26 protein-coding genes are annotated in these 24512 nt (G+C 53.0%); 14 read left to right on the forward strand and 12 right to left on the reverse strand.

The window, feature by feature from the left end; genetic code table 11:
- The first annotated feature begins 52 nt into the window (after positions 1-52).
- The 6 genes from NST37_RS04695 (at position 53) to NST37_RS04720 (ending at position 4520) form a co-directional block, all read left to right on the forward strand.
- Positions 53-1147 carry a hypothetical protein gene (locus NST37_RS04695; protein ID WP_024985399.1) on the forward strand — a complete coding sequence of 365 codons (1095 nt, stop codon included), beginning with the start codon at positions 53-55 and terminating at the stop codon, positions 1145-1147.
- A 189-nt stretch (positions 1148-1336) separates the two neighbouring features.
- The gene (locus NST37_RS04700; protein WP_024985402.1) at positions 1337-1738 is read left to right on the forward strand and encodes a YugN family protein; all 402 of its coding nucleotides are present in this window, start codon (positions 1337-1339) and stop codon (positions 1736-1738) included.
- A gap of 177 nt (positions 1739-1915) precedes the next feature.
- Positions 1916-2365 (forward strand): NUDIX domain-containing protein, encoded by a 450-nt coding sequence (locus tag NST37_RS04705; RefSeq protein ID WP_003391040.1) that lies wholly within the window; start codon positions 1916-1918, stop codon positions 2363-2365.
- A 141-nt stretch (positions 2366-2506) separates the two neighbouring features.
- Positions 2507-3307 (forward strand): NAD kinase, encoded by an 801-nt coding sequence (locus NST37_RS04710; RefSeq protein ID WP_003391042.1) that lies wholly within the window; start codon positions 2507-2509, stop codon positions 3305-3307.
- Positions 3308-3337: 30 nt separating this feature from the next.
- Positions 3338-4054 (forward strand): MOSC domain-containing protein, encoded by a 717-nt coding sequence (locus tag NST37_RS04715; protein ID WP_003391044.1) that lies wholly within the window; start codon positions 3338-3340, stop codon positions 4052-4054.
- A complete protein-coding gene (locus NST37_RS04720) occupies positions 4047-4520 on the forward strand; it encodes a YbaK/EbsC family protein (protein WP_003391046.1) in 474 nt (157 codons plus the stop codon). The genes NST37_RS04715 and NST37_RS04720 overlap by 8 nt, the downstream gene beginning before the upstream one ends.
- A gap of 79 nt (positions 4521-4599) precedes the next feature.
- Here NST37_RS04720 and NST37_RS04725 read toward each other — a convergent pair whose 3' ends face one another.
- From NST37_RS04725 to NST37_RS04745, 5 genes are all read right to left on the reverse strand, one after another.
- Complete coding sequence (locus NST37_RS04725) at positions 4600-5331, reverse strand: exonuclease domain-containing protein (RefSeq protein WP_024985405.1); 732 nt, start codon at positions 5329-5331, stop codon at positions 4600-4602.
- Between the two features lie 12 nt (positions 5332-5343).
- A complete protein-coding gene (locus tag NST37_RS04730; RefSeq protein WP_003391050.1) occupies positions 5344-6504 on the reverse strand; it encodes a DUF294 nucleotidyltransferase-like domain-containing protein in 1161 nt (386 codons plus the stop codon).
- Positions 6404-7741 carry an ammonium transporter gene (locus tag NST37_RS04735; protein WP_031932125.1) on the reverse strand — a complete coding sequence of 446 codons (1338 nt, stop codon included), beginning with the start codon at positions 7739-7741 and terminating at the stop codon, positions 6404-6406. Before NST37_RS04735 ends, NST37_RS04730 begins: the two co-directional genes overlap by 101 nt.
- 125 nt (positions 7742-7866) lie before the next feature.
- Positions 7867-9111, reverse strand: coding sequence for an MFS transporter (locus tag NST37_RS04740; RefSeq protein ID WP_024985407.1), 1245 nt, complete (start codon positions 9109-9111; stop codon positions 7867-7869).
- Between the two features lie 264 nt (positions 9112-9375).
- Complete coding sequence (locus tag NST37_RS04745) at positions 9376-9537, reverse strand: hypothetical protein (RefSeq protein WP_003391057.1); 162 nt, start codon at positions 9535-9537, stop codon at positions 9376-9378.
- A gap of 165 nt (positions 9538-9702) precedes the next feature.
- On the opposite strand from NST37_RS04745, the gene NST37_RS04750 reads away from it, so the two are divergent.
- Together NST37_RS04750 and NST37_RS04755 are read left to right on the forward strand one after the other, a co-directional pair.
- Entirely contained in the window at positions 9703-10065 is a 363-nt protein-coding gene (locus tag NST37_RS04750) for a toprim domain-containing protein (protein ID WP_024985408.1), read from the forward strand.
- 56 nt (positions 10066-10121) lie between these two features.
- Complete coding sequence (locus NST37_RS04755; protein ID WP_003391063.1) at positions 10122-10328, forward strand: hypothetical protein; 207 nt, start codon at positions 10122-10124, stop codon at positions 10326-10328.
- A 171-nt stretch (positions 10329-10499) separates the two neighbouring features.
- On the opposite strand, the gene NST37_RS04760 is transcribed toward NST37_RS04755, so the two are convergent.
- Positions 10500-11279 carry an undecaprenyl-diphosphate phosphatase gene (locus NST37_RS04760; protein ID WP_003391064.1) on the reverse strand — a complete coding sequence of 260 codons (780 nt, stop codon included), beginning with the start codon at positions 11277-11279 and terminating at the stop codon, positions 10500-10502.
- Positions 11280-11640: 361 nt separating this feature from the next.
- Here NST37_RS04760 and NST37_RS04765 point away from each other — a divergent pair, with 361 nt between their 5' ends.
- Both NST37_RS04765 and NST37_RS04770 read left to right on the forward strand, forming a co-directional pair.
- A complete protein-coding gene (locus tag NST37_RS04765; RefSeq protein ID WP_339186763.1) occupies positions 11641-12498 on the forward strand; it encodes a S1-like domain-containing RNA-binding protein in 858 nt (285 codons plus the stop codon).
- Positions 12499-12667: 169 nt separating this feature from the next.
- On the forward strand, positions 12668-13792 hold the full coding sequence (locus NST37_RS04770; RefSeq protein ID WP_003391068.1) for a cation:proton antiporter: 1125 nt from the start codon (positions 12668-12670) through the stop codon (positions 13790-13792).
- 178 nt (positions 13793-13970) lie between these two features.
- Here the strand turns inward: NST37_RS04770 and NST37_RS04775 are convergent, their stop codons facing one another.
- Genes NST37_RS04775 through NST37_RS04785 form a run of 3 tightly spaced genes read right to left on the reverse strand, consistent with a single transcriptional unit; the run spans position 13971 to position 17464 of the window.
- Positions 13971-15932 carry a TRAP transporter permease gene (locus NST37_RS04775; RefSeq protein WP_031932127.1) on the reverse strand — a complete coding sequence of 654 codons (1962 nt, stop codon included), beginning with the start codon at positions 15930-15932 and terminating at the stop codon, positions 13971-13973.
- Positions 15913-16443, reverse strand: a complete 531-nt coding sequence (locus NST37_RS04780; protein WP_003391073.1) for a DUF1850 domain-containing protein — start codon at positions 16441-16443, stop codon at positions 15913-15915. The genes NST37_RS04775 and NST37_RS04780 overlap by 20 nt, the downstream gene beginning before the upstream one ends.
- A 7-nt stretch (positions 16444-16450) precedes the next feature.
- The gene (locus NST37_RS04785; RefSeq protein ID WP_003391074.1) at positions 16451-17464 is read right to left on the reverse strand and encodes a TAXI family TRAP transporter solute-binding subunit; all 1014 of its coding nucleotides are present in this window, start codon (positions 17462-17464) and stop codon (positions 16451-16453) included.
- A gap of 195 nt (positions 17465-17659) precedes the next feature.
- On the opposite strand from NST37_RS04785, the gene NST37_RS04790 reads away from it, so the two are divergent.
- From NST37_RS04790 to NST37_RS04800, 3 genes are all read left to right on the forward strand, one after another.
- Positions 17660-18937: a sensor histidine kinase gene (locus NST37_RS04790; RefSeq protein ID WP_003391076.1), complete on the forward strand. Its 1278-nt coding sequence runs from the start codon at positions 17660-17662 to the stop codon at positions 18935-18937.
- Positions 18938-18941: 4 nt separating this feature from the next.
- Positions 18942-19862, forward strand: a complete 921-nt coding sequence (locus NST37_RS04795; protein WP_251237653.1) for a response regulator — start codon at positions 18942-18944, stop codon at positions 19860-19862.
- A gap of 159 nt (positions 19863-20021) precedes the next feature.
- Positions 20022-21077, forward strand: coding sequence for a tetraprenyl-beta-curcumene synthase family protein (locus NST37_RS04800; protein WP_251237654.1), 1056 nt, complete (start codon positions 20022-20024; stop codon positions 21075-21077).
- A gap of 10 nt (positions 21078-21087) precedes the next feature.
- Here NST37_RS04800 and NST37_RS04805 read toward each other — a convergent pair whose 3' ends face one another.
- The gene (locus tag NST37_RS04805; RefSeq protein WP_003391083.1) at positions 21088-21261 is read right to left on the reverse strand and encodes a YlaF family protein; all 174 of its coding nucleotides are present in this window, start codon (positions 21259-21261) and stop codon (positions 21088-21090) included.
- A 118-nt stretch (positions 21262-21379) separates the two neighbouring features.
- Here NST37_RS04805 and NST37_RS04810 point away from each other — a divergent pair, with 118 nt between their 5' ends.
- Complete coding sequence (locus tag NST37_RS04810; RefSeq protein ID WP_251237655.1) at positions 21380-22000, forward strand: PilZ domain-containing protein; 621 nt, start codon at positions 21380-21382, stop codon at positions 21998-22000.
- Positions 22001-22059: 59 nt separating this feature from the next.
- Here NST37_RS04810 and NST37_RS04815 read toward each other — a convergent pair whose 3' ends face one another.
- Together NST37_RS04815 and NST37_RS04820 are read right to left on the reverse strand one after the other, a co-directional pair.
- On the reverse strand, positions 22060-23310 hold the full coding sequence (locus tag NST37_RS04815; protein ID WP_081787879.1) for an MFS transporter: 1251 nt from the start codon (positions 23308-23310) through the stop codon (positions 22060-22062).
- A 55-nt stretch (positions 23311-23365) separates the two neighbouring features.
- Positions 23366-24511, reverse strand: a complete 1146-nt coding sequence (locus tag NST37_RS04820) for a winged helix-turn-helix domain-containing protein (RefSeq protein WP_003391088.1) — start codon at positions 24509-24511, stop codon at positions 23366-23368.
- Position 24512: the final 1 nt, after the last annotated feature.

The following is a 24512-nucleotide window of genomic DNA, read 5'->3' on the forward strand; positions in this document are numbered from 1 at the left end:
TAGGCTGGCGTATATGGTAATAAAGAAACACCAGAGGGGAGGAGTCAAATAGATGGAGGAGTCTAAGAAGCAATTGTTTCATGTTGACACTGCCGCTGTCAGCATGATCAAGGATATCCGCCATACGGTCCAAAACGTTTGCCAGGAGCATGCCCGGCAAAAGGTTCGGATCGAAGCGCTGGATGGACAGATATACGAAGGAGAGATCGTAGACTGGGACAACGACCACGTCTATCTGGAAGTCGAAGAAGAGGTGGATGACGACGAGGCGGAGGAAGTAGACTGGGATGGCTATGAGTTGGATGTAGAGCAAGTGTCCTACAGTTCCCCGTACGACCCGGCCGATCCCAATATGCGTCCGCCCTTTACAGCGGTCAGCCCATTTGCGAGCGGAGGGCCGAACGCCCGTCCGTATCCCGGAGTCAGCCCGTATACAGCAGTCAGTCCATATGCAACGGGACCCAATTCCCGACCGCATCCGGGGGTTAGTCCATATACAGCAGTCAGTCCATATGCAACGGGGCCCAACGCCCGACCGTATCCAGGGGTTAGCCCGTATACGGCGGTAAGCCCGTATGAAACAGGGCCCAACAGTCGTCCTTATCCTGGCGTAAGTCCGTATACAGCAGTCAGTCCATTCGCGACGGGACCGAACGCCCGTCCGTATCCCGGAATGATGCCTTATTCTGAGGTCAGCCCCTACACAGCGGTTTCTCCGGAAAGTGTCACAAGACCATTCCCTTTTGTACAGTCCTTTGTACAGTCTTTCATACAGCCGCCTGTACAGCCTTATTGCATACCGTGCGTTCCCTTGGTGGCGCCATTAGAAAGACCGACACGGGTAAGTCCGGCGGAAACGGAAAAACCGAAAGATCAAAGGGTCAGTCCGGCCGAGGATGTCCGCCCGGGTGTCAGTCCTTTCCCGCCATATCCACCGTACCCTCCGTACCCATTTCCTCCGTATCCGCCATTTCCGCCGTACAGACCGATCGCACCAGCTCCGCCGCCACCGCCGCCACCCGTACCATGTCCGCCCGTCGTAAAAACGTTGGAATCATCCTGCGTGGCACCGATTCCACGTCGCCGCTGCCGGAAAAGAGTCATTCCTTTGACGCTGTTCTCTCTGCTGTCCATCGCGCTGATCTAGGCGAGTGTACAGGTGTGAGCATCCAAGTGCAAAAAGCCTCCAGGCAAAGCCGCCTTGAGGCTTTTTTTGGTCCAACTGAGGCTTCGCCATAAAGCCTGGCAAAGCCAGGTTTTCCAAACGTCCTTCAATGACTACTTCTCCCCCATTTGTCACACACTAACGGCAAAATGTCGGAAAGGCAGGGATTGGATGCAAACCATTCAAAGCAGTTTGCCGGGAACGAGAGGGACGTATGGTTTTTTTCGGGAAGCTCTGGAGCCGGACGGCTTTACCTTGGCAAACTGGGATTACAATGCGGGTTATTTGGATAAAAAGCTGGACGAAGCGGGCATGGTCTTTCTGCGGATTCCCGTTCAGGTGCAGGAGGGCGAGCTGGACAGCGAAGACGCCTGGCTGGAGCTCGGAACGCCGTTTGTCCTGAAGCACGTCTACCGAGAGGGGATTGAATCGGACATCGGCTACTACTCTGCCGTTGCGTCTGCGGCCATGAATCAATTTCAGGAGCCGGTAGACAAGGATGCCGCAGTCGATGAGCACTGGATGCGAAAAGCGGAAGCCATGGTAAGGGAATTGGAAAGAAGATTTGCGTGAATCGCAGACATGCGGCGGGCCATCGACACGATTGGCCCGTTTTCTTGTTCGATGTGACGATTTCTCCAAGGGCCCGACGTTTTTTGTTGCTTCTGTCCGCATAGCAGGGAGAAGAAAGGTAATGTAAAATGGTGACAGATGAAAGCAAGTTTTCAAAGACAGGGAGTGTGGAGGACCGTGGCATGGTATCATTCGCTGCTTAGATGGTACTGGCGTCTCAGAAAGCCTCTGACACTGGGAGTGCGCATCATCGTGACAGACAGGGACAAGGGTGTACTGCTGGTTCGCCACACCTATGTCCAGGGATGGTACTTGCCAGGGGGAGGTGTCGAGCGAGGGGAATCATTTGCCGATGCGGCGAGACGCGAGCTGTGGGAAGAGTGCCGCGCAGAAGCAGAGTCGCTGTCGCTATGCCATTTGTATTACAGCGAAAGAGAAGGAAAACGGGATTACATTGCCCTTTTTCATGTCGGGGAATACCGTTTGCACGAACGCGACACGAGTGACCCCGAGGTAGAGGAAATGCGCTTTTTTACGTGGGATGGGCTTCCCGAGGAGCTGACGCCGGCGACAAAACGGCGGCTTCAGGAATTTTGCCGACAGCAATACACGACAGACCGATGGTAAAGCTGGAAAGAACATGCATCCCGGCATCAGCTGTGATATAGTGATAGCGAGCGTAGGCTAGTAACGACAAATCAAGATGAGGATATCCAAAGGGCCTTTTTGAAGAGGCTTTTTGTTCTATGTAAAGCGAGGGTTTGCACCATGAAAATAGCTACCGTACTGCGGAAAGATGATTATACAAGGGAAGTTTGCCGTCAATTGCGGGAAAAATTGCTGCAGCCGGACTGTCCATTTCGTTTCGTCGAAAGTCCCGAAGAAAAACCGGATATGGTGTTGTCCATCGGGGGTGACGGAACGCTTCTGGAGGCTGTCCACCAATACGGCTTTGAACCGGCCTATGTCGGCATTCATACCGGTCATTTGGGCTTTTACGCGGATTGGCACCCCGATGAGCTGGACGAATTCGTACAGGTGCTGACACAGCGTACGGAGCCGGTTATCGTCGAATATCCGACGGTTCAATGCCGGATTCATACCAAACAGGGCATCACCTATGACAAATGGGCGCTGAACGAATTGGTGATCCGCAATGCCTCGCTCTCTACGTTGGTTGCCTGTGTGTACATAAACGGGGATGAGTTTGAGACCTTTCGCGGAGACGGCCTGATCGTCTCGTCTCCGTCAGGCAGTACCGCCTACAACAAAGCAGTCAACGGGGCGCTGGTGCATCCTTCTATCGAGGCTATTCAGTTATCGGAGATTGCTTCTATCAACAATCAGGCTTATCGGACGGTAAACAGCTCGCTCGTCCTGCCCAATCATCACGAAGTAGAATTGATTGTCATGAACCCGGAGATCATGATTGGGCTGGACAGGGAGCAAGGGGTATGGAAAGACGTCCGCTCGATTACTTGTCGGGTAGGGGGAGAGAAAGTGAAGTTTGCCAGGTATAAGAAGCTCACCTTCTGGAGTCGGGTGAGAAAATCGTTTATCACCGGATAAAAAAGAACGCTTGTGGGGAGGAGTATGGGGATGAAGAGAGTCGGGGCAGTAACGAACATTTTCCGTCATCCTGTCAAGGCGATGAAAGGCGAGCAGCTTCAGACCAGCCTGGTGGACAGATTCGGCTTGTACGGTGACAGAGGATATGCTTTTCTGGACGAATCCCGCAACGGAAAATACTTGAGTGCGGATATCATCCCCGGATTGCTCGGGTATTCAGCACGTCTGCTGGGCGAGTCTGGTGAAGAAGCCTATCCCGAGGTGCGGATTCAAACGCCGAATGGGGCGGAGTACGGCTGGGAGGAAGCGCTGTTCGCTGATGTCGCGCGTACTGCCAATCGCCAGATCACGCCGTTGATGAGCACGCCGCAAGAAGGCGGGAAGAACTGGGAAGACCATATCCTGCTGGTGACGGACGCTTCCCTGAGGGAAATCGCCAGACTGATCGGCTGGGAAAGTATCGATCCGAGACGGTTCCGGGCCAATCTGGTAGTCGCATTGGACGAAGACCGTCCGTTTGCCGAGGACGAATGGATCGGCAAGCACTTGCAGATCAACGATGTTGTCCTGCAGGTAAACAAGCACTGTGAGCGCTGCCATTATGTCAACATCGATCCGGATACGCTCCAGATGAATCCGGCTGTATTAAAAACTTGCGTAAAACGGCATGACAATCATTTCGGGGTGTATGCGTCTGTCGTTCGACCGGGGCAAGTGACCGAAGGGGATGTTGTATTTTATGTCTAATCCATTGGAACGCGTGTCCCGTTTTGTAAAACAATATGATCCCGCTATCGAACCTCTGATCTTTCAGGAGAAGCTGAACACAACGGAGGAAGCAGCCCAGGCATTGGGTGTGGAGGCAGGCCAGATTGCCAAATCCATCCTGTTCCGCTGCAGTGACCGCTACGGATTGTTTGTGGCGGCAGGCGACGTGAGAATTCACCCCAAGCGGGTAAAAAAGTGTCTGGAAGGCGGTCAGCCGAAGATGGCTTCGCCTGATGAAGTAGCAGAGATAACCGGTTTTCAGGTGGGGGCGGTCTGCCCGTTTGCATTGCAAACAGAGGTGCCGGTGTTCGTCGACTCCTCTCTGGAGCGGTTTCCGGTCGTCTATACGGCTGCCGGGATTGCGGAATCGCTGCTGCCGGTCTCTTTTCAAGCTCTCGTCGAGATGACGGGAGCCCGGGTCATTGACGCTCAGTCTGCCGAGTAACAAGTGTATGTTTTAAGACGTTGAAAAGCAGAGGGACCTTCTCTCGTGTCTGGGTGTGAGACGAGAGCGGTCCCTCTTTTTAGCGCAATGCTTCATAGACCTGCCGCAAATCCGTATATCCGTTTTGGCGGGCTAGCGACAAGTAGATTCCCCAGAGCGAGGCTGCAGCGAACGCATCGCAGTAAGCATGATGCCGCCGGGAGATAACAATATTGTGTCTGGCGCATAAAGCGTCCAGCGATCCGTTGCCAATCACCTCGCCCGACAGCCGGATGAGCAGCATCGTGTCCAGCAAGCGATGGGTAAACTTCCGCCTGCTCGTCTTCCAGAGCGCCGCCCGCAAAAAATTGCGTTCGTGGCGAGAGTGATGGGCGACCAGCGGCCGGTCGCCGACGAATTGGAAGAAGCGAGTCAGCACGGTAGCCAAATCGGGTGCCGAACGCACCATCTCCTCGCGAATGCCGGTAAGCGAGGAGACGTGCGGCGGGATAGGACGGCAAGGGTCGATCAGACTGTAAAAAGAATCGCCCAGTACAAGCCGGTCACCTCGCATGGCAACGGCGCCGATAGACAAGATCGCATCACCGCGGTCAGGATCATAGCCAGTCGTCTCCAGATCCACCACGACGACCTCCAGATTGGCAAGCGGCAGATCAATACATTTGCGAGCGTGCTCTTGTTCTCTTTCCAAAAAACGCAGAAAGGCATGTGCCCCCAGATCTCCGCTGTTTTCCCACCAGGAAGCAACTCCCTTTCCCCAGGTTCGGCCGCTCAGGTGCCACAAGCGGCCGAGGCCATTCCATTTTGCCATGCAGGTGCCCCCCTATTGACGATAGACATCGAGCAGATTCTTCGTCTTCCCGTGCAGCTTCAAGGCCAGCTTCATCGCCCGGCGCAGCATCGCCAAAGTGTCCTGGGACAGCTCCCCCAATTTGACATAGCTGTTGCTGCCGTATTGCCCGTCTCTCCAATGCAAGGGGGTGATCAGCCGAAGTCCCATCAACAAGCGGAAGTGCTGTTCGACATCCCGGCAAAACGCTTCTGGCCAAATCCTGCGCGTACGCAGCGCAAGCAGTCTTTCCAGCGTTGAGGTGACGTAAATTCCATGGGCGAGGGAGAAATGGCGGACGCAATTGACGAAAGGCAGGTAGACGCCCTCCTTTACATTGACGGCCCCCTGATACCGCCCGCTCTGATCAGGCGCCAGCCGTCCAAGCCAGGTGAGCGGGATGCGATGGTACAGCGTATTGCTCACCAGCCTTTCGATCAGAAGAGGATTGTTGGTAAGCAGGGTCCGGTAATAACCGGCAACGGTGGCGAAGGCGGAAGGCTCCCCCCAAATGACGCGCGCATCGCTGAAAAGAAGGAGATAGCGGGAATGTTCCCAGGTAGGGTGAGAGGCCCAGTGCTCCAGGCGCTCCATCCATTGCTCCGTACTTCCGCGCCAGCGGGCGGAGACACATGTGACATTCCCGTGGCAGGGGGGATAGCCTACCTGCTCCAGCCCCTGTACAATGACGGCTCCCAGAAGATGAAAATAGCCTTCGATATTTTCCCGTTCTTTTGTCGATAAGCCATGCGGCAATTGATAAACGAGTCCATTGTCCTGATCGCTTGCGACTGCCTGTTCACACCGGCCGCCGCTGCCGAATTGCAGATAGGCAAAGGGGACGGGCGGGGTACCTACGCCCATTTTTGCCAGCTGTCGGACGGCGAGGAGAACACCCTGCCGGATCAGACGCTCGTGGATGAGATTGACGAGTACGGCAAACGGAGCCAGCTCGGCAGCTCTCCGGATGCCCTCCAGCCGCGACGTTTCCAGCAGCTCCCCGCACAGGAGGGCAAGCTCGCGAAAAGTAGAGGCTTCGCTGATCCGGTGGACATCATCGGGTGAGAGAATGAGAGCCGTTTCGTTTGAAGGAGGAGATATGTTCTGCGGGAAGCAGCTCGGGATATCCGTATCCCCCGTGTTCGCTAAGGTCAAGACCGATCACCTCTTCTTCCTCGGTTACTCGCAGGCCGATAGTCGCTTTTAAGGCTGCCAGAATGACATACGAAACGATAAAGACGTACAAGAGGGACCCGACCAGACCAAGCGCCTGAACGCCGAGCTGGTGCCAACCGCCGCCGTAAAACAGGCCGGGAGCGCCTACGCCTGCCTGTTCGACTAATTCGGGAGTGGCAAAGAATCCAGTGGACAATGTCCCCCAGATACCCGCCACGCCATGGACGGAAAAGGCGTAAACCGGATCGTCAATTCCTTTTCTGTCAAACCAGATTGCAGTAAAGTATGTCAGAATACCTGACACAGAACCGATGACTACGGCGGCCCAAGGCTCCACAAATGCGCAGGAAGCAGTAATCGCTACGAGTGCGGCGATGACGCCGTTCAGCATGGTCGGAATATCCGCCTTGCCCGTGACGGACCAGGCGATCGCCATGGCGGCAACAGCCCCGGCGGCAGCCCCGAGATTGGTCGTCAATGCGACATACGCAAAAAAGCCCGAGGTGCTGCCCAGTGTCGAGCCGGCGTTGAATCCAAACCAGCCGATCCAGAGGAGAATCACGCCAAGTACGGTGTACACCTGGTTGTGTCCGGGGATCGGGTTGGAGCTGCCGTCTCGGTTGTATTTGCCGATCCGCGGTTTCAGCAGGATGGTGGCCGCCAGAGCCGCAACGGCACCCTGGAGATGAACAACGGTAGACCCGGCAAAGTCCTGCATGCCGAGTTCTGCCAGCCAGCCGCCGCCCCATACCCAGTGGCCGATGACCGGATAAATGACAATGGTAAACAAAAAACTGAAAATGACGTAAATGGAGAGCTTTGCCCGCTCGGCAAAGCCGCCCCAGGCGATGGCCAGCGACACGGCTGCGAAAGCGAGCTGGAACAGAAAAAAGAGGGAGATGGGAATGTCGGCGGCAAAGGCATTGCTGAAGGAATCAGCAGCGTTTTCGCCGGAGGGATCGAAGAAAAATCCGCCAAGCCCGATAAATTCATTGCCGTTTCCGAAGGTAAGTCCAAAACCGAGGGCCCAAAACGCAAGCGTGCAAAGTCCGAAGGTGAGCACGGTTTTTCCTGCTACGTGGCCGGCATTTTTCATCCGGGTCGAGCCTGCCTCCAAAAGGGCGAAGCCGGCTTGCATCAAGATAACCAGTATGGCTGCGACCATGACCCATGTAGCATCAATCGCAGAGGCAAGAGAAGCGAATGTCGGTTCCATCCTTTCCACTCCTTTTATGTCAGTTTATCTGACATTTTATATTTGTGTCAGATTATATGACATAAGAAAAAAGAATGCAATCCGTCTTTTCTGAAAACTGCAAAAAGAAAACACCAGCCCCCGGCTCATGCCGAGAATGACTGGTGTTTGTCCTGTCTGGCCTTCCGCTCGAGTGCCAATCCGAGCGCACACATAATGGCCAGGAACAATCCGCTTGCGAAAAATAGCTCTTTGACGGGCCATGTTCCGAGCCACAGGGCCCCCATGCTGCTGGAGAGCATGGAAAATCCGGTGAACATCAGCATATTCAGCGCATAGATTTTGCCGGTGTTGGAATCGGCCGCCTTTGTTTGGATGGCGGTAACGGTGGGGATTCCGATCAAAGGTCCGCCAACGCCCGCGATGGCGGCTGCCAAAAAAGCGAGCCAATGGAGGGCGAGCCCCTGCGTCAGCAGAAGAAATCCGACCGCCTGAACAAGCCAACCGGCGATGATGACCAGCAGGTGGCGCTGATACTGGAGGCGGGCCATAAAGAGACTGCCGAGCAGATTTCCTATCCCGTAGAAGCCGATCAGGACTGCGAGCATACTGCTGTCGCCTTGCCCCATCTCGTTTGCGAGAAAAGGAAACCCTACGTTCCAGCACACCTGCCAGACGAGGAAGCCCATATTGCTGAATAGCAGGATAACGAACAACAAGCGATTGGTTTGAAGCTCTTTTAAGCCATATCCGATGTCGCGAATGTACTGCCCCGCAGATAAACGGCTCGTCACCGTTTCCTGACCGCTTCGCGGGATTTTCCCCAGGGCATAGAGGAAGCATGCTGACAGCAGATAAGCAAACGCATTGATAAAAAACAGGGTGGACAAGGGCACCCACGCTGCAATTACACCGATCGTCATTGGCGCGGCGATACGCACGGTCCGGAAGGTGGTATCCAGGATGGCGTTGGAACGGCTTAACTGTTCAATAGGGACGATTGCCTTCAATGCGACCGTACGAGCTGGGTGGAACAGGCTGGAGAAAACACCGATCAAAAATTGGGCGGCCAGGAAAAAAGCGAACTGCTTGACGCCGAGTGCTGTCATGATTCCAACGAGGACAGCGACACTGATGCGGGCCAGGTCAGCTCCGACCATGAGCGAACGAGGATTGTATCTGTCCGCCAGTACGCCTCCGATTAAATAGAACAACAAGCCCGCTGTCATTTCAGGGATGGCCAGCAGACTCAGCGCTGTCCCTGATTGGGTGGCTTGCAGGAGATACCACAGCAAGGCAAAGCTGTAGCACTGGTCGCCGATATTGGCAGTCAGCTGAGCCAGCCACAGCAGCAGAAACGAACGGTTTTTCCACAATGCTGACGATTCCACACCCATCTCTCCGTCCTGCGAATATTCAGACAAAATATTTTTACCAGATCAGAATAGCAGGCAGCCTAGATAAAGTAAAGGAATATCCGCAGACGCTGCTCATCGCTTTTTATTCACGGTTCGCTTGCTGGGCATAGGTGGGTGAAGCCGCGTCTATACGGCGGTAATTTATGAAAAAGCAAAGGAGCCTGTTTGATAGCAGGCTTCTTTGCTTATGATCGGTTTATTCAGGTTCCGTCAGGCTCCTTCAGCCAGCAGTCCCTGCTACATGGGACGATTGTCGTTTGTACGATCCGCTTGATTATGCGCTTTGGAATGGCCCTGATTGTCTTCTGTATGCGTGTCGTCAGCTACTGTGCTGCTCGTCAAGCCCGTGACTGCCAAGCCTTTTTGGTTCAGGTTTTTCGCGCTTTTCCACTTTGCCATGTGGCACTCATTCCTTTCCGGGGTTCATCTCACTGTTACGTTTCCATCCCGATCACCTCGTTACTCAGCCACTTTTTGCCGCAATATCGCTCCCGCTTTACACAAGTAAGGTATACTAAGTCTATAAAATAACTTGTGGAACAACCGGGAAAGGAGGCCTCCGGGATGGATCACGAACGGGCTATTATCGTCGAGGGAAAAACAGACAGGGAAAGGCTCCGAAAAGTATTGGCGGAGCCGGTCCTGATCGTCTGTACGTACGGGTCATACAGCGCCGAAAAAGCCGCCCATCTGGAAGAGCAATTGGAAGAGGAAGAAGAGATCTACATCTTTACGGACGAGGATGACAGCGGCAAGAAATTGCGCTCCCAGTTGCAGGAGGATTTTCCGAATGCCACTCACCTGCATACCCAGGCACTTTACGCCCAGGTGGCGCACACTCCGCTGGACGTGCTGGCAAACATCCTCGAGCGGGCGGGCTTTTCGGTGGTTGGGGGAAATGAGGAAAGTGATTATGGGCGGGGATAACTTCAGTCGGGAACGGCAATAACAACAAGAGATGCTCTTGTTGGAGGTGTCGTAGTTTGCACAGCCTGGCGTCCTTTATAAACCGAATGAATGTGTTCGTCTGGTTGATCGGCATCTTTGCCGCTCACGCACTGCTGTATCTGTTTCTGGGAACGGCGACCTGGCTCGCTACCTCGCTGTTAGCCACGGCGTTTTACGGGATTGTCCTGCTTGTAGCCAAACTGGTCGCCAGCCGTTATGACGACAGGGAAGAAAGCAAATGAAGGAGTCGGTCGGCTTAGGGCCGGCTTTTTTCATGCCGTTTCGAGGCCGTTTTGATGCCGTTTTTCAGGCCGCTTGATGCGGTTTCGATCCGTTGCAAGGCTGTGTGGCGGCGCTGCATGGCGGTCGGACAGACAGGTCGGACCCTGTTACACGGCCACCTGTCTGTCCGATCAATGTCCCATGAATTGCATGGCAAGGATGACGGCTCCCAGTATCCATACGTAGACGGCGAAGCCCTTCATCGAACCGTTGCTGATAATTTTCAGCATCCAGCGAATGGCTACATAGCCGGCAATTGCAGCAAATCCCGTTCCTACAATCATCGGTATGAGATCGATTGTTTCCAGTGGAGTTTTTATCAGCTTCACCGTTTGCAAACCCGATGCCCCCAAAATAGCCGGGAGCGACAGGAGAAACGAAAAACGGGCCGCATCCGCACGGGCAATCCCGCGCATCAGTGATCCTGCGATAGTCAGTCCGGAACGGGAGATGGCAGGCAAAATGGCGGCACCCTGCAGCGTTCCGATTATCAGGGCGTCGGCGTAGGTGATTTGTTCAAAGGTGCGGGTTCCTCTGCGCATGGATTCTACCGCCCACAGGATCGCTCCAGTAGCGAGGAACTCCCAGCCGATCGTCAAACCAGTCCGTGATATTTCTTCAAAGAAGTCCTCAAAAAGAAGACCGATGGCGGCCGTAGGAATCGTTCCGACGAACAGCAATCGTGCCAGCTTGCCGGTCGGATTCAATAAAACGTGTCGAACCTCGGACCAAAAGACGATCACCACCGCGATGAGGGTGCCAAAGTGAAGCATGGTATCAAACAGCAGCCCGGCTTCCTGCATATCAAACAGCATCCGGAACAAAACCAGGTGGCCTGTACTGGAAATCGGCAAAAATTCGGTTAAGCCCTGTACGATTCCGAGAAAAATATGCTCAAGCAAAACCAACATCGTCTGTTCGCTCCCATCCTTTACATGTACATTGTTGTTAGGGGGAAAAGGACAAAATACTGCCCCCTTGTACACCATATGTATGTGGGAAAAAGGGAGACTTGCCTCTTTTCACTGGATCGTGCTTGTCTGTTGTAAAAAGTTGTGGAATTTACCAAAGGAAAATAGGTATAGTTAGGGTGCACATGCACGGAAGCGAGGATAAACGAAAATGAACCAACGAAACCCAAGGAATCAAAGGAATCGTCCAGACCAGCGGAGTCAACGAAATAAACGGCCGCTGCGCGATTTGAGCGGCAGGCTGATCAGCTCAGCGGCAAAAAAGAAGGCCTACACGCCTCCCGCCGGATTGCAGGCAGGGATGCTCTTGACCATGACCGTGGAAAGGGAGATCGAGCCGGGTTACTTTCTGCGAGCCGGAGAAGATGAAGTGTTCCTCCACCGCAGAGAAGCGGAAGGAAGGCTCTCCATAGGCGACACAGCAGAGGTTTTTCTGTATCATGACCACGAGAATCGGCTGGCGGCCACCATGGACATGCCCTATGTAGGCTTGAATGAATACGGCTGGCTGGAAGTAGTGGATATTATGCCGCGGATGGGCGTATTTTTGGACAACGGCATCGAAAAGCACTTGCTCCTGTTCACAGATGATCTGCCCAAGCTGAAGGCGGAGTGGCCGCGGATCGGCGACAGGCTGTTGGTCTCGTTGAAGCAGGACAAGCTGGGGCGCCTCTTGGCCAAGCCGGTCACAGAGGAAGAAATCACCAAAATCTCGGTACCTGCGACGAGCGAGATGCACAATCAGTGGGTCGAGGGAACAGTCTACAAAGTAATTGCGGCCGGGGCGTTTTTATTCACCGAGGAAGAGCACGTCATGTTCATTCACAGGGACGAAATGACAGAACCCCTCCGCTTGGGCCAGTCCATCCGCTGCCGAGTCAGCTACGTTCGCGAAGACGGACGGATCAACGGATCGATGCGCGTTCGCAAAGAAGTGCAGTACGGAGAAGATGCCGACAAGCTGCTTCAGTATTTGAGCAATCGGGATGGCGCTATGCCGTACACAGATGATACGCCTGCCGATGTCATCAAGGAGAAGTTTGGCATGAGCAAATCCGCCTTCAAACGAGCGCTGGGAAAATTGATGAAAGAGCGGAGAGTAGAGCAGGCAAATGGATGGACGAGACTGGTGGACATCCCCACACCGCCTCATTCTTGAAAAACATATCTCACACGATACGGGCCCCCTTTCTAAAAAAGGAGCCCGTTTTTCTTTTGGAATCGCGGCGTTGCCTATTGCTGTATTTTCCAAGTCTCGATAGCTGAATCTGGACATAATAATGGTCCCGATTTCAAAAGCTAGGCATGGAGGAGTGGTGGTCGTACGCATGATTATCTTTCAGCTGGCGATTATTTTGCTCGCATCGAAAATAGCCGGTGATCTCGCTGCCAGAATCGGACAGCCATCGGTTCTCGGAAAGCTTCTGATCGGGATTATCCTCGGCCCTGCGGTTTTGGGCATCATCACAAGCACGGAAATTATCGATGAGCTCAGCGAAATCGGCGTTATTTTGCTTATGTTCCTCGCTGGGCTAGAGACGGATATCGAAGAGTTCAAGCGGACTGGCAAGGCATCCGCCTATGTGGGCGTTATCGGCATCATCGTCCCCCTCTCGCTGGGGTATGCAACCGGACTGTTTCTGGATATGTCGACCTTTGAAGCGATCTTTCTCGGACTGCTGCTCTCAGCGACAAGTGTGAGCATTTCCGTGCAAGCCCTTAAAGAGATGGACAAATTAAAGTCCAGGGAAGGCATGACCATTCTGGGTGCCGCTGTAATCGATGACGTTCTGGTGATTATCATCCTGGCGTTTCTCATGAGTGCGGCCGGAGGCGAAGTGAACCTGGGCATGCTGATTGCCAAAAAGGCAGGTTTTTTTGTGGTCGCCATTTTGTTGGGGTGGATCGCCGTTCCTTGGCTGTTAAGACGATTTGCCCCTCTCCGCGTGACAGAATCGGTGATTTCTGCAGGCTTGATCATCTGTTTTCTCTATGCCGCAATGGCCGAATACGCAGGTGTTGCAGATATTATTGGAGCTTATATCGCGGGAGTGGCGATCAGCCTGACCGATTTCAAGCATGAAGTGTTCGAAAAGGTGGAAACGATTGGTTACTCGGTATTCGTGCCTGTTTTCTTTACCTCTATCGGGATCGCGGTCGACTTCGAAGGACTTGGCAGCTACATAGGGGTCATTGCAGCGCTCAGCCTTTTGGCGATATTGACAAAGCTGCTTGGCTCGGCTGTCGGCGCCTTTTTTGCCGGATTTGACTGGAGAAGCTCATTTGGCATAGGCTCGGCGATGGTCTCCAGAGGCGAGGTGGCATTGATCATTGCCGCAATCGGACTGGAAAGCGGGCTATTGGCGGAGCAGTTGTTTCCGGTCATCGTGATCGTTGTGTTAGTAACAACGGTGGTAACCCCGCCGATGATGAAGGCGTTTTTCAAGGCATGAGAAAGTGAAGGCCGTAGAGAATGAAGCCCTGAGAGAATGCCGGGGTGATAAAAAACGGCTGCTGATGATCAAGCTTTGCCAGACCTGATCATTTATGCTCAACTTGATACGAAAAACGGGCCCCCTTTCTAAAAGAGGAGCCCGCTTTTCGTAAACATGCAGTTGGTTTATTCGCTTTTTAGGCAGATGCAGTAACCTGCTTTTCTTTACGCCCTTTGTAAATGGAATAAGCGAAGACTGCTGCCAGAAGAGCGAGACCGGCAATGTCCGTGGTCAATCCAGGAATAACAGCGAGAATGCCGCCGGCTGCTGCCAGGATGCGCTCCAACGGATTCAATTTGGACATCCAGAAACCGATAATTCCGGCACCGACACCAATCATGCCGAGTACAGAAGTAATCATTACCCAGAGCGATTCCATAAAGGTGGTATCAATCAACAGCAATTGCGGTGAGACGACGAAAATGTACGGAGCCATAAAGGCGGCGATCGCCAGCTTTGTCGATTGTACCCCGGTCTGCATCGGCTTTGATTTGGCTAAGCCGGCGGCGGCGAAGGCCGCTAAGGCGACAGGCGGCGTAATGTCCGCAACGATACCGAAGTAGAACGTAAACATGTGAGCGGCGAGATCGGGAACACCCATCTGGATCAAGGCAGGTGCTGCGATCGTCGACGTAATGATGTAGTTGGCTGTCGTTGGCGTACCCATACCAAGAATCAGCGAAGCGATCATCGTGAAGAACAGGGTCAGGAAGAGAATGCCGCCTGCCATATCAATCAGACCGTTTGCCAGTTTGAGACCGATACCGGTAAGGGTGACTGTACCTACGATGATTCCCGCACAAGCGGTAGCGGCAACTACCCCCAACGCCGTCCGGGCGCCGGAAGCGAAGGCTTCCAGAATATCGGAAATAGACATGCGTGTCTCTTTGCGGAAGGCGCCTACGACAACCGTAGAAGCAATCCCGATAATGGCGGACATCTCAGGTGAAACACCGCTCATCAAGGTAAAGATGATCACAAAAATCGGCAAAAGCAGGTAAATCCGTTTCAATACTTCTTTTTTATCGGGCAATTCCTCTTTTTTCAGCCCGCGCAAGCCGAGGCGTTTTGCTTCCAGGTGGGTCATGATCCAAACTCCGGTGAAGTAGAGAATGGCTGGAAGTGCAGCTGCTTTGGCAATTTCGAAGTAAGGCTTGTTCAAAAACTCGGACATCAGAAAGGCTGCCGCCCCCATGATTGGCGGCATGATCTGTCCGCCAGTAGATGAAGCGGCTTCGACGGCACCGGCGAATTCACTGCGGTAGCCGAGGCGTTTCATCATGGGAATCGTAAAGGACCCCGAAGTTACTACGTTTGCGACCGAGCTGCCGCTGATCGTTCCTTGCAGAGCGCTGGAGAAGACCGCCACTTTTGCCGGTCCGCCAATGCGGCGCCCAGCGACGACGAGGGCGAGATCGTTGAAGTATTGCCCTACGCCAGTCTTTTCAAGAAAAGCCCCAAACAGGATGAACAGAAAAATGAACGTAGATGATACGCCAAGCGGTGTGCCCAGAATCCCTTCCAGCGTAAAGAACGAGTGGCCGATGATCCGGTCGACATCGTTTCCACGGTGTTCAAGGAAACCGGGCATATACGGACCGAAGTATGTGTACAGCAAAAACAGAGAGGCGATGATGGCGATCGGAAGTCCGACAACGCGGCGAGCCGCTTCCAGTACGAGTACGATGGCGATACCGCCGATTACCAGATCGAGCGTGGTAAAGTTCCCCGTACGTACGACCAGTCCCTCGTAATCGTATACCCAATAGAGAGGGAGGACAAAGGCGATGACTGCCAGCAGTATTCCGAAAATGCCAATCTTATGGTTATTTCTTTTCGTGCTGAGCGGATACAACAAGAAGATCAAACCCAGACCGAAGGCCAAGTGAATCGGACGGTGGATTTGCGGGGGCAGGGCATAAAAGATCGTACTGACTAGCTGATAAACCGTAAACAAAACCAACAGACAAAAGGTAATCCATTTCATCGGGCCGATGTAATTCCGTACGGCCGATTCCTTGTCGTACTGAGCAATTAGCTGGTCCATCTCTTGCTGACTCATATTTTGTGTGCTCAATCTAGTACCCTCCAATCTCATTCAAAATGGAACGCTTCTCCACCTGAATGGTAACGGCCGCTCCCGGCCTGTCGACGCTTGCGAGCGGTATTTCCCTTCCAGCGAAAAGCAGTGTATGATTAGCCCTCACCTGACCGATGAACAGGTGCAAGGCAGGGAAGGCGCGATTCATATTGACAACGCGAAACTGGCCGTCTTGGCTGATCAGCTTTTCTCCGGGAGCAAGTTCGCTTTCCATGCCAATGCCGTAATCCTGAAAAGACATTTCGGATAAAAGGATGTGCCCGTCTCGGATGAGGTAGGTCTCTACCACGGGCGTGCGGTGAATGGAATGAGTCCAACGTATGGAAAATGTGCCATTTTCTTCGATGCGGCCGCTCCAGATCGGCCGGTTTGTCTCCGTGTCGCGGATGACCAGAGACGGGAAGAAGGGGATGACAACCAGGGAAAGCACAGCGATGAGACACAGTAAGGAGAAAAGGCGGAACGACGTCCGCCCTTTCCCGGTTCCTACTTGTTTTTGCAGAAACATAGGGTAATTACTTTACGCCTTTTTCTTCAAAGAACTTCTTCGCGCCAGGGTGTACAGGCAAGCTCACGCCGGCAAGTCCTTCTTCAATGGTGATTTCTTTTGCCTTGGCATGGCCGAGCTTGTCAGTGTTTTCGAAGATCGCTTTGGTCGCTTTGTACACCAGATCTTCGCTCAGGTCAGCGCGAATAACGAGCATGGCTTTGACAGAAACAGTGTTGATCTCTTCCGGAACCGTTTGATACGTGTTGGCCGGAATTGTTGTTTTTACATAGAACGGATATTTTGCGATCAGCGCATCGATCTTGTCTGCGTCAATCGGGATGATTTTTACGCCCTTGGTCGCAGCCAATTCGGTAATCGCAGCGGTTGGAGTTCCAGCAGTTTGGAATGCCGCATCCAGTTTGCCGTCCTGGATTGCTTTCGCAGAATCAGCGAAGGAGAGGCGCTGCAGTTGCAGATCGTCAAACTTCAGGTCATATGCTTCCAAAATTTGCTGTGCGTTCATCTCGGTACCGCTTCCAGGTGCGCCTACAGATACGCGTTTGCCTTTCAGGTCAGCTACACTTGCGATGTTGCTGTCGCTGGAAACAACAATTTGGATCGTCTCGTTATAGAGAGCACCCATCGCCTGGAATGCATCGATTTTGCCATCTTGCTGGAACATATTTTCGCCTTTGCTGGCGTAATCGGCGATGTCACTTTGTGTGAAAGCGATATCAGCTTTCTTGTCGCGAATGAGGCGGATGTTTTCAGCCGAAGCTCCAGTTGCTTGCGCCGTAGCGGTTACGCCGGCATTTTTGCCGATCAGGTCAGCCATACCGCCGCCCAGAGGATAGTAAGTTCCGCCGGTTCCGCCGGTTGCGATGATCAACTGGGAAGGATCGTTGCTTCCGCCACCGCTTCCGCCGGTGCTTCCACCATTGCCGCCTTGGGCGCTGTTTCCGCCACCGCCGCCACAGGCTGTGACCAAAGACATGGTCAGAAGCAGTGTCAGAGAAAGAAGGAGACTGCGTTTTTTCATGAAAATTCCCCCTTATTTAAAATATCTGTTCATTTCCTATAGTACCTCTTTTTCGCAAGAATACAATATTTATGCGAAGACAAAGGTACTACCATCAAGCAGTGTAAGCGCATACCTATAAAAAACTACAAAAAACTATACGAAAATATAGTAAAATAAATGTCGAAACCATTCGACAAAAGAAAGCGAACGATTATGAGAGAAAGCGTATACATTTTGCTGCTGATGCTGATAGCCGTCCCTATTGCCGGAGAACTGAAGTTTCACCCGTTTCAGGATGACTTTCGGATCAGCTTTGGAACGACGGCCTTTTTCTTTTTTTTGCTATGGCTGAGGAAAATCCCTTCCTATATAAGTGGGCCGCTTACGGGATGCATGGTCATCCTGTTTCGGCTGGGACTCGATTGGATCGCCGATGAGCCTTTTGACTTGCTCGCATCGTTCCAGATGCATCTTCCTGCTTTTTTCTTTTACGTCACTTTTTCGGTTATTTTTGCGCTGTTTCGCGTCAATCAGCTTCATCATGTTCCGTTAGCAGTCGGTTTGCTCGCTACTGTTGCCGAAATCGCCGCCAATTTGGTCGAGCTGGCTTTCCGCTCTCCGCAGTGGGATGCCGTTTTTCAGTGGGAAGTGATCAGCTCTGTCGCCGTAATCGCTCTGATCCGCAGCTTTTTCGTGCTGAGCTTCTTCAATATGATTCAGCTTCGGCAGGCCAAGTGGATGGAGGAGCAGCAGCGCACTCGAAATGAGCACATGCTCATGCTCGTTTCCAGCCTGTACGAGGAGTCCATTCATCTCAAAAAGACGCTCCAGGATGTGGAGGAGATCACCAGAGACTGCTATGAGCTCTATCGGGGACTAAAGGAAACGGACGGACAGGGAAAGGGCTACGCCAAGCAGGCGCTCCGGATTGCCGGACAGGTGCACGAAGTGAAAAAGGACAACCAGCGGATCTATGCAGGCCTCTCCAAGCTCATCTCGGACGAAAACGACCGGGATTACATGCCTCTGGGCGAACTGCTGAAAGTGATTGTGCGGGCAAACGAAAAGTACGCCAGGCTGCTCGGAAAGGATATCAGGCTGACCTATCGGGTGGATGTTCCTTTCCTCGCCTGCCATATATTTACGACATTGTCCCTTTTAAACAATCTGGCAGCAAACGCAGTGGAAGCGATCCGCGAGCGCGGTGCGATCGCCATCACTGTGACGCTGGAAGAAGGCCAGTTTCTTCTTTTTACAGTAAAGGATGATGGTCCCGGCATTACTCCGAAGAATCGGGAGCTTCTCTTCGTGCCCGGTTTTACGACCAAATACGACGTGTCAGGAAATCCTTCTACGGGAATCGGCCTTTGCTATGTCAAGGAAGTCGCGGATAACTTGCGGGGACAGGTGGAGCTGTTGGAAGGAACGGACGGGTACACAACGGTTTTTACGATCCGTTTGCCGGTTGCAAATCTGGTCCAGAAAGGTTGATAGCATGCGTTACTTCATCACGGATGACGATCAGGCGGTGCGTTCGATGCTCGCTCACATTATCGAAGATGCCGATCTGGGAATAATAGCGGGAGAAGCAGAAGACGGCTCGCAAATTGACGGAGATTTTTTGCGATTGAAACAGGTCGACATTCTCTTGATCGATCTTCTGATGCCGAACCGCGACGGGATTGAAACGATCCGGCAGTTGATCGGCTTCGAGGGGAGGATCGTCATGATCTCCCAGATCGAGTCGAAGGAAATGATCGCGGAGGCGTATTCGCTTGGAATCGAATACTACATTACAAAGCCGATCAACCGTCTGGAGGTTTTGAGCGTCTTGCAAAAAGTGCAGGAGAGGATCTTGCTGCAGCGTTCCATTGAAGGGATTCAACGCTCGCTCAGCGTGCTCCAGGGCGGTGCGGCAAGAGAGCCGCGAGAACAGCCGTTTACCGAGAAGACAATCCAGACACCTGGCAAGTTTTTGCTGACCGAGCTGGGCATGATCGGAGAGAGCGGAAGCAAGGACCTGCTGGAAATGCTCGATTATCTCCATCGTCAAGAAGGTATGCAAACAGGCGTTTACAAATTCCCTGCATTAAAAGAAATCTTTTTGGCTGTCGCGCAAAAAAAGCTGGGCGATCAGGCGAGCGGCTATGAACTGCAAAAGGAAGTAAAAGCGGCGGAGCAACGGGTACGCCGGGCGATTTACCAGGCGCTTTCCCATCTGGCCTCACTTGGACTGACTGACTACGCGAATCCGAAATTCGAGACCTACGCCTCCACTTTTTTTGATTTTACCGAAGTGCGCAAGCGGATGAGGGAGCTGGAAAACCAGATCGAGCCCGGCCCGTCGTCGACGAAAATCAACACAAAAAAGTTTATGCTGGTGCTTTATCTGGAAGCAAAGCGCTTGTTGGGATAACAATAGAAGAACGAGGCGGCGTAAGCGTCCAATCTTTTTGATCATGGCGGTATTTATGGTAAGATAGCACTATTAATAGAAAGAGAGCCGGCGCGTGCCGATTAGGCTGCAATGGCATGTGACACGGCGGAATAGCGTTGTCGGTTAGGAGGGAATTGCGTGAGGGAGCTACGACATCCGTGGCAATTGCTGTATCGGATGTATCGCCATGTGCAGCCGGTTTTGGAGCGGGAGTTTGGCGCTTGGTATGGACGGGCCCAAAAAATAGAGGACCCGGAATTGCGCAAACAGGCGATGGCTAGCATGGAAAGCAAGAAGTTTCACTGTCAGGGAGGATGTGTTTACGCGGCACAGGTAGTACCTCACATCGAAGTGATTGTACCGCTAATCGTGGCCTACCAGACGATCAGCGACTATCTGGACAACCTGTGCGACCGGAGTACGTCGCTGGATCCCGTGGACTTTAGGCAGCTTCACGTATCCATGCAGGATGCGCTGACGCCGGGAGCGCCGCTGCAGGACTATTATCGATACCGGGACGAAAAGGACGATAGCGGTTTTCTCGCGGAGCTGGTTTTGGCTTGTCAGCGGTATACGGCACAACTGTCCGGCTATGAGAAAATCAAGCCGCATGTTCTGAGATTGTCTCGTCTATACAGCGATTTGCAAGTGTACAAGCACATTGCTCACGATCAGCGGGAAGCGCGGCTGCTCGCCTGGTGGGATGAGCACAAGGAAGAGAATTCCGAGCTGTACTGGCAGGAATTCGCTGCGGTAACGGGATCGACGATCAACATCTTTGCGCTGTTCTGCTTGGCGACGGACGAGGATGTCCCGGATGAGCAAATTCTTGCGATAAACGGGGCGTACTTTCCCTGGATCAGCGGCTTACATATTTTGCTTGATTACTTGATTGATATGGAAGAGGATCGGCTCGGCGGAGATTTGAATTTTGTCAGCTACTACACTTCCGAGCGGGAAGCTACCGAGCGGCTGCGGCATTTTATCAAGCAAGCAAAGGCAAGCGTAGACCGCTTGCCCAATCCGGATTTTCACCGTATGATCGTAGACGGACTGGTCGCCTTTTACCTGGTTGATCGCAAGGTAAACCGGAACCAGCCGCGCATATACACCATTGCCAGAGAACTGTTGAAACAGGCCAGGGGGTTGCCTTCAGTATTGTTCTACGTGAATAGTCTGCTCGTCAGGCGGTAGGGTCTCGGTTTTAACGCAAGTGCTTCCGCTTGTACGAAAAGCCATACCCCATCAGGGCGCAGGCACCGAGGATTCCTCCGATGACACCCAGCGGGCTGCGTTCACCGATAGCGACACCAACCCCGATGAAGCAGGCTGCTACGCCCAGAGCCAGCGTTAAGGTAACCCATTGATATCGATTCATCGGTCGTAACCTCCTATCTGTCAATGTTCCCATTATACCTTATTTTCCTTGAAAATGATTGAATTCCGTTAGCATGGAAGAAAGCAGCAAATCTTTACGTGAAGTGGTGGAGACTCGGATGGACAGCTTCTTACAAATAAAAAAAGGAAAGCAATTGTTCGAAGGCAGTGTCATCTATGAAGAAGGTGATTTGATCGAAGCCGTCTTCCCTGAGATTACAGAGGTAGTGGTGGGCGATCAGCTGCCATGTTTAATGACCGATAATTACGAGACAATCAGTAATTTTGAGGCGGTCGTTGTGGCGAAAGAGAAAAATCGCCTGTTTCTTTTCCATTCCCCGACTGTGATCGAATTTCGCGAACAAAGGCGTCGGTATCCCAGGTTCGACGTCGATATGAGTGGATGGATCAGGTATAAAGCGGACCCCGGACAGCATAGATTTTCTCTCCATACACAGAGGGTGGCCTTGATCAACCTGAGTCTGGGGGGACTGGCCCTGCGTGTGGACCGGCCAATCCCGCGTGAACAAACGATCACCTTTTCCACAGAACTGTACGGCCGCCATCGGGAAGACGGCGTGGTCCTGGCCGAGCTGCAGGTGATACACGAGAGAATGGAAGGGGGCTTTTACTTTTACGGCTGTAAAATCGTCCGTATTCAAGCGCGTTACTTCCATGCTTTGCGCAAGTATATCCTGCAGAGACAACTGGAAGAGCGACGCCATTTCCTTCCGGAATAAAATAAGCAGACTTCAGAATTGGTTCCTGGTGGACCAATTTTTTTAATTCCGGCTCTTTCTCAGCCCCAGCCTTGCAGGCTTTCGTTTTGCACCGATTTTCTTTTCCAAATGACTTTCTGCAGGAGGATGCCAGATGCGCCGATGCCTCCGATGAGTATACCCGTCCACTGAAAGCTCAGGCTTACGCCCCATGTTTGAATGAGGGCCCCGCCGAGCAGCGGCGCGACGATAAAAATAGAGCTGCTGAGCGAGTCGAGAATGCCGGTGACACGGCCGATCGCTTCCTTTGGCGTCTCTTTCTGCCGAAGGTAATTGGAGCCGACGGAGGCAAGACCTGTTCCAATCCCTCCGAGGAAAGCCGCGAGCAAGAGCCACGAGACCCCGCTTCCCGGCTGGTACAAGCCGGCCCACGTTACCATGACGCCGATCAAAAGCACGCCTCCGCCGAGGACCCAGCCGTACGAAACAATCTCTTTTAAGCGGGAAAGCCACATCACGGCAAACAAAGCTCCTACTCCAATCGCACTGATCATATAGCCCAAAAGCTCGGGCTGACCCGGTGCCTTTTCACGCAGGATGACGACAAACTGCGCGTCAACGAGCTGGATGGCCGTGAGCGAGAGGAGAAAAAAGAGCGTACTAAAAAATAGCGTACGGTTGTGCAAAAGAATGCGCCAGCCCTCCAGCCAGGTCGCGATCCAGCTTGTATGTTCCGGGGTCTCTGCGGTGTTGGTTTCCCCCTGCGCAGACTCGCGTATGCTCCCGATCCCAAGCAAGCAGGCAGCAGAGCCCAAAAAGCTGAGCGCGTTGATCAGAAGGCAGACAGCAGGCGAGACAAAGGCGGCAGCGATCCCGCCCAAAAGCGGACCGATCAGCTTTCCCGACTGAAACACGCTCCCGTTCAGCGAAGCCGCCTGGAGCAACTGGTCTTCAGAAACGACATGACGGGTAAGCGCCTGATGGGCTGGAGCATAAAAGATTTCAGCCGTCGAGCGGATCAGCACGATGCCGAGCAGCCACCAGGGGTTGGGCGCGAGGATCAACAGAAGAGTCAAACCAAATCGAATCAAGTCCGTGATGATCATCACCTTCAGCTTGCCGAAACGATCTGCGGCAATCCCGGCGAACTGGCTCAAAAAAACGCTGGGCAGCGCGTACGCCAGAGGCAGCAAGGCGAGTGTCATCGGTTCGGCTTTCCAGACGTAGCCGAGCAGCATGGACAGGGCGATGAAATCGAACCAATCGCCCAGCGTAGAAAGCCCGTAAGCGGCAAACATTTTGGCAAATACGCGGTTTTTCAAAAGCATCATGAACAATTCCCCCTTTTCCTTGACGTTAGAATAAGGGGGAATTGTCAGAGCAATATCAGAGATGGCGGGCAAAGACATCGACTAATTGACGCCGCAGAAGTGGAAATTGGTACTCTTCGCTTACCCGGGCCCACTCTTTTTTGTACTTCTGCTGCCAGACGCTGTCGACTGGGAAGGCTTGAAAGAAGCGGTCAATTTTGCGGACAGCAAAAAGGTAGTGGGGAATAAAGCGGGTCCGCTGCAAAATCTCGATGCCTTTATCCAAAGACAGCCGCCCCTGTTCAGGAAGACCCTGCAGATATTGCCACATGCCTTCTAAAATGACCAGCATTCCCTGCTCGCGCTGCATCGGTTTTGCAGCGAGCAAAGCGTTTGCTTGCGTAAAGGCTTCCTCTGCCCCGGCTACATCCTGCCGATCCAGCAGATAGCAGATGTGCTGAAACAGAAAGGTCAACGTATAGCTAGGCGACTGAATTCTGGCGACAATCTTCTCAACCTTTTGAATCTGGTCGGCAGCTTGCTGCCATTGCTTGGCCTCAACGAGGAGCGAGATCATGTTGATCTGAAGCTCTTCTTCCCACAAGCCTGGCAACTGCTGCTTGCCGTCAACGATCCGCTTGTAGAGGTCCAATACTTTTGCGGAGTCTTCCTCTGCAATGAAGTAGAGATGGGCCAAATAGAACAGCTTCTCGTTGAAGGGGAGGTCCGATGTGGTCAAAAACCACCGGAAATCCCCTGAGACAAAACGCAAATAAACAGCGTAGAACGGGTCCAGCTCAAACCCGAGCACGTCCTTGTTTGCCGACAGCGTTTGCATCGCAGCCCCCATCCCGAGACCGTGATACATCTCCAGCATGTGCCTGACATGTCCCGCGAATTCAGGATTGTTCTCGAGCAGATTTTGCCCTTTCGGCTCTTTCCAGGTGAGCCGGTAGCCCATCCCCCGCACCGTCTCGATGGTCAACAGATGCCGCCACCCATGCAGTTTTTTGCGCAGACGATAAACGTGATCATCCACTGTCCGGTCCGTCGGCATCTCGTCTTGTCCCCATACCAGATCGAGCAGATCGCTGCGGCGGAAGACCTGATTGCGCCGGGTAAAGAGAAAGCGCAAAAGCGCGTACTCCTTTGGCAAAAGGGCAATTCTCTCGCTATTTAGGCACACTTCATAAGCTTCATCGTAAAATTGGAGCGTCTCCACT

The organism is Brevibacillus sp. FSL K6-6036, assembly GCF_037964015.1.
In the GTDB taxonomy this organism is placed as follows: domain Bacteria; phylum Bacillota; class Bacilli; order Brevibacillales; family Brevibacillaceae; genus Brevibacillus; species Brevibacillus borstelensis.

Excerpts from the sequence above, each read along its gene's own strand:
- NST37_RS04780 (WP_003391073.1), bottom strand. The coding sequence starts at position 16,443 with ATGTTTCTGCAAAAACAAGTAGGAACCGGGAAAGGGCGGACGTCGTTC.
- NST37_RS04715 (WP_003391044.1), top strand. The coding sequence starts at position 3,338 with ATGAAGAGAGTCGGGGCAGTAACGAACATTTTCCGTCATCCTGTCAAG.
- NST37_RS04810 (WP_251237655.1), top strand. The coding sequence starts at position 21,380 with ATGGACAGCTTCTTACAAATAAAAAAAGGAAAGCAATTGTTCGAAGGC.
- NST37_RS04765 (WP_339186763.1), top strand. The coding sequence starts at position 11,641 with ATGCTCTTGACCATGACCGTGGAAAGGGAGATCGAGCCGGGTTACTTT.
- NST37_RS04695 (WP_024985399.1), top strand. The coding sequence starts at position 53 with ATGGAGGAGTCTAAGAAGCAATTGTTTCATGTTGACACTGCCGCTGTC.
- NST37_RS04815 (WP_081787879.1), bottom strand. The coding sequence starts at position 23,310 with ATGATGCTTTTGAAAAACCGCGTATTTGCCAAAATGTTTGCCGCTTAC.
- NST37_RS04805 (WP_003391083.1), bottom strand. The coding sequence starts at position 21,261 with ATGAATCGATATCAATGGGTTACCTTAACGCTGGCTCTGGGCGTAGCA.
- NST37_RS04710 (WP_003391042.1), top strand. The coding sequence starts at position 2,507 with ATGAAAATAGCTACCGTACTGCGGAAAGATGATTATACAAGGGAAGTT.
- NST37_RS04790 (WP_003391076.1), top strand. The coding sequence starts at position 17,660 with ATGAGAGAAAGCGTATACATTTTGCTGCTGATGCTGATAGCCGTCCCT.
- NST37_RS04775 (WP_031932127.1), bottom strand. The coding sequence starts at position 15,932 with ATGAGATTGGAGGGTACTAGATTGAGCACACAAAATATGAGTCAGCAA.
- NST37_RS04700 (WP_024985402.1), top strand. The coding sequence starts at position 1,337 with ATGCAAACCATTCAAAGCAGTTTGCCGGGAACGAGAGGGACGTATGGT.
- NST37_RS04745 (WP_003391057.1), bottom strand. The coding sequence starts at position 9,537 with ATGGCAAAGTGGAAAAGCGCGAAAAACCTGAACCAAAAAGGCTTGGCA.
- NST37_RS04725 (WP_024985405.1), bottom strand. The coding sequence starts at position 5,331 with ATGGCAAAATGGAATGGCCTCGGCCGCTTGTGGCACCTGAGCGGCCGA.
- NST37_RS04760 (WP_003391064.1), bottom strand. The coding sequence starts at position 11,279 with ATGTTGGTTTTGCTTGAGCATATTTTTCTCGGAATCGTACAGGGCTTA.
- NST37_RS04785 (WP_003391074.1), bottom strand. The coding sequence starts at position 17,464 with ATGAAAAAACGCAGTCTCCTTCTTTCTCTGACACTGCTTCTGACCATG.
- NST37_RS04770 (WP_003391068.1), top strand. The coding sequence starts at position 12,668 with ATGATTATCTTTCAGCTGGCGATTATTTTGCTCGCATCGAAAATAGCC.
- NST37_RS04795 (WP_251237653.1), top strand. The coding sequence starts at position 18,942 with ATGCGTTACTTCATCACGGATGACGATCAGGCGGTGCGTTCGATGCTC.
- NST37_RS04735 (WP_031932125.1), bottom strand. The coding sequence starts at position 7,741 with ATGGAACCGACATTCGCTTCTCTTGCCTCTGCGATTGATGCTACATGG.
- NST37_RS04750 (WP_024985408.1), top strand. The coding sequence starts at position 9,703 with ATGGATCACGAACGGGCTATTATCGTCGAGGGAAAAACAGACAGGGAA.
- NST37_RS04720 (WP_003391046.1), top strand. The coding sequence starts at position 4,047 with ATGTCTAATCCATTGGAACGCGTGTCCCGTTTTGTAAAACAATATGAT.